The sequence below is a fragment of the Afipia birgiae 34632 genome, assembly GCF_000308295.2.
Classification (GTDB): Bacteria; Pseudomonadota; Alphaproteobacteria; order Rhizobiales; family Xanthobacteraceae; genus Afipia; species Afipia birgiae.
The window spans coordinates 76,978-80,798 of the sequence record NZ_HG326656.1; the positions used below are offsets into that span (position 1 = coordinate 76,978).

The 3,821-nt window shown below is 61.3% G+C and carries 4 protein-coding genes; 3 read left to right on the forward strand and 1 reads right to left on the reverse strand.

From position 1 onward, the window contains the following. On the reverse strand, positions 1–333 hold a 333-nt coding region (locus tag BN32_RS27995), incomplete at its 3' end, for a DUF1403 family protein (protein ID WP_244438282.1). A 75-nt stretch (positions 334–408) separates the two neighbouring features. On the opposite strand from BN32_RS27995, the gene BN32_RS25260 reads away from it, so the two are divergent. From BN32_RS25260 to BN32_RS25270, 3 genes are all read left to right on the forward strand, one after another. Next, positions 409–1,704, forward strand: coding sequence for a site-specific integrase (locus BN32_RS25260; RefSeq protein WP_019200234.1), 1,296 nt, complete (start codon positions 409–411; stop codon positions 1,702–1,704). A 131-nt stretch (positions 1,705–1,835) separates the two neighbouring features. Further along, positions 1,836–2,273: a hypothetical protein gene (locus tag BN32_RS25265; protein ID WP_006023654.1), complete on the forward strand. Its 438-nt coding sequence runs from the start codon at positions 1,836–1,838 to the stop codon at positions 2,271–2,273. Then, complete coding sequence (locus BN32_RS25270) at positions 2,252–3,571, forward strand: hypothetical protein (protein WP_006023653.1); 1,320 nt, start codon at positions 2,252–2,254, stop codon at positions 3,569–3,571. Before BN32_RS25265 ends, BN32_RS25270 begins: the two co-directional genes overlap by 22 nt. Positions 3,572–3,821 lie beyond the last annotated feature (250 nt).

The window sequence follows — 3,821 nt, forward strand, 5'->3', positions numbered from 1 at the left end:
ATCGTCGCGCTCGCGGCGCAGATACCAGGCGTCGCGCAGGCTTGCCTCGTCTTCGGTTCTGCCGGCGTGGCCCACCAGCACCGCCGCACTGGCGAGCGCCAGGCGCTGACGCCACAGCAGGCCGAGCGGGTGTTCGCCGCGGGCGATGGGATGGATCGCCGCGAGCGCGGCGCCGGCTAAAAACATGGCGTCGGCCGCCTCTTCTCCGGCTGCGGCCTCCCGCGCCCAGCCGGGAAACGGCGGGAAGGTCGGCGGCGGTTCGGGGATGATTCGGGCGCGGGACATGGCGAAGGGTAATTTGGAGCGGCGGTTATCACCACGAAAATCGCACAAAACCGCCGCGCCTGTCGGGGCATAACAACGAGCGATAATGTTGCATTATCGGTCGTTTTGCTCTTTATATAAAGAATGGCCCAAAACGTCGAGCAGAAGCCGAGAAATTACGTCGATCGACCCTCCGGACCGTCCCACGGCACGGGGCCAACGGCTGACGTTTCGGCGGCGCGGCCGTCGGCCGAGCTCAAGGACGACCTGCCGGATATCATCGACGTGGTCATGGAGATGGGAAAGATACCGGAGGAGCCGCCGGCGGAAGCCGAAGCCCTCCGCTATGGCTCCGGGCGTTCGTCGTTCGGAAAGCCAAATCGTTGGCTTTCCGCCGGCGATGCCGACCACTCCTCACCCCCTCCCCTTCCGGTCGTGTCGAACCCGCGCCTGCCGGCGCATCTCGACGCGCTCGCCGATCGGGCGCGTGGCTATGTCGAGGCGGCGAGTTCAGCCAACACGCGCCGCGCCTACGCGGCAGACTGGAAGCATTTTACCACCTGGTGCCGCCGGCAGGGCGTCGAGATGTTTCCGCCCGATCCGCAGGTGGTCGGCCTCTACATCACCGCATGTGCGTCCGGAAAGGCAACAGGCGACAAGAAGCCGAACTCCGTGTCGACGATCGAGCGCCGGCTCTCCTCGCTGACGTGGAATTATGCGCAACGCGGCCAGGCGCTGGACAGGAAGGATCGCCACATCGCCACGGTCATGGCCGGCATCCGCAACACCCACGCCTCCCCTCCCCTTCAGAAGGAAGCCATCCTCCCGGAAGACCTGATCGCGATGCTGGAGACCTTCGACCGCGGCACGCTACGCGGTCTGCGCGATCGCGCCATGCTGCTGCTGGGCTTTGCTGGCGGTCTGCGCCGCTCAGAAATCGTCGGTCTCGACGTTGCCAGGGATCAGACCGAGGACGGACGCGGTTGGGTCGAGGCTTTCGACAAGGGCGTTCTGGTGACGCTACGCGGCAAAACCGGCTGGCGCGAGGTTGAGGTCGGTCGCGGCTCGTCTGATGCCACCTGCCCGGTCGTTGCTCTGCAGACTTGGCTGAAACTCGCTCGCATCGCCCATGGCCCCCTGTTCCGGCGCGTCACCGGCCAAGGCAAGGCGGTGGGCTCTGAGCGGCTGAACGACCAGGAGGTGGCACGGCTGGTCAAACGCGTCGCATTGGCCGCTGGCGTCCGGGGCGACCTGTCGGAAGGCGAACGGGAGCAAAAGTTCGCGGGGCATTCGCTGCGCGCTGGCCTCGCGTCCTCGGCCGAGGTCGACGAACGCTACGTGCAGAAACAGCTCGGCCACGCATCCGCCGAGATGACTCGCAAATACCAGCGCCGGCGAGATCGCTTCCGGGTCAATCTCACCAAGGCGAGCGGGCTGTAGGGCCAAAACCCCCTCCCCTTCTGTGCCAGCTGCATCTAGGCATCACATAGGCACGACAGGTAGTTACGAATGAGTTCCATGCCAAAGTCTGATACAGTGGGGCTGATGGAATTTCTAGGAAACGAAGACGAATGAAACGGGCGGGCAACAATCCGAAAAGGCGAGTGGCACCTCAAGATCTATTGTCCGACGGCGCAAAGGAGGAGCTGGCTCTTCGCGCGCGCTATATCGGCAGCGGTCACCACAAACGAAATCCCGCTGACTACGGCCTTGAGCGTACAAATCCACGCCCCACGAAATCACTATGTGATCTTCTTCGAACTGTGCCACTGGCGGAGGCACAGGGACTCTTGCAGCAGGGAATTAACCTCGGAATGGTAAGCGAGCTTGCCTTTGACGGCTTCCCGAAGTTTATCTGGTCCGTGGACATGGAAGGTGAAGTTTATGAGGCCAAGACGGATCCTATGACCACAGGAGTCTATCACGGCTATCGCCTCGAAGAGGAGGACGATATGCGTGACAACGTGAAAGCGATTTGGAAGCAGAGATGCCAGCCAGCTGGACGATAGCGGCGGATTGGGAGTCGCTCGACGTAGGCTCGCCGGAGGAGCGGGCCTGCTTTGCCGCGCTCGGCATCAAGGCCCAAGGCATTTGGTTGACTGAGGGAAACGACGTCCTGGCCAACCGTCTTCGTCAGTCGCCCCTGCTTTCCGCCTATCACCTAGCCGAATGGCTTGCCTGGAACTGGTGGCGGCTGCGTTGGGAGCCTCGTTCCAACGCCTACGACTGGCCGTACGCTCACCGTATGGCAACTATCGGATCTGGGTATATCTGGCCAAATATTACGATATTCTCTGATGGGGAGCGGATCGCACTTATTTCCAAACCTACAACCGAGCGTCCGCAAACTCCGTTCCGATACATCGCTGACCACGCTGGGATCTTGCCCGCGAGCGAATTCGAGTCCGAACTTGATCTTTTCATTGGTCAAGTGATCGAACGGTTGGATTGGGCATCGATATCTGGAAGCAATCTTCAGACGATTTGGGCCAGCGTTTGTGAGGAACGTCGGGTGCCCGAGCTTGCTCGCGCCCGCAAACTCGAAGCCCTACTAGGAAGAGATCCAGACGCCGCCGAAAGCGGGGTCGTAGAACACCTTGTAAAGGACATCGCTGACCTAGGTGCGTCGGCCGTCGAGGAACTCGCAGCGGAACATGGTCAGAGCGGAAAGATCCTTACGGGCAATCATCTCCGCGATGTTGCCACGAGCTACGGCTTTGACGCTGCTCCGAAGGACGTAGCGCGCCTGCCTGCTGAAATTGGCTTACGTATCGGTGGGCAGATACCAGCCTACCGAGTTGGTGCATCGGCGGCTCGTGCGCTGCGCGAACAGGAGCGGTTGGGCGAAAAGCCAATTTCCAGCCGCAAGCTTGCTGAGATCGCAGGCGTTGATCAGGCCGTAATTGACGATCGCCGAGGCTCGCCTGATATTTCTTTTGCGCTGGATGAGGTTCACAAAAATGCGAGCCGAGTGGTGTTGCGCTCCAAATGGCGCTCCGGCCGGCGGTTTGAGCTCGCGCGGCTCCTTGGTGATCGTCTAGCTCGCCCCCCCATTGGACGCCTGTTGCCAGCTACGAAGGCATACACTTATCGCCAGAAGATGCAGAGGTCCTTTGCTGCTGAGTTTCTTAGCCCATTTTCAGCGGTCGATGAGATGCTGGCTGGCGACTACTCCATGGAAAGCCAGCAGGACGTAGCGGAACACTTCGATGTATCTCCTTTGACGATCCAAACTTTGCTGATGAATCATGGCCGCGTTGAAAGAGACGCTTTCGATACGGAGCTCGAATCCGCCGCCGCGGCGTAGCGAAGTGCTTCAGGCTAGATCCTTGGCTCGATGATTTATGACTATCGATAACTCGCCCTTATCGATAGTGTTGGACGCCAATCCGCAAATCAGCGATTCTCGTGGTCCTCAGCCCGTCAAATCACGCCTGCCGGGCCTCCGATCGACGAGAGGACGCCACCGCTGCCAGCCCCCTCCCCTCCTCCAGACGCCCTCGGCCGTCGCCGGCGGCTGTCACTCGGTCCGCGGCACGCTCCGATGCGGCGCGCTG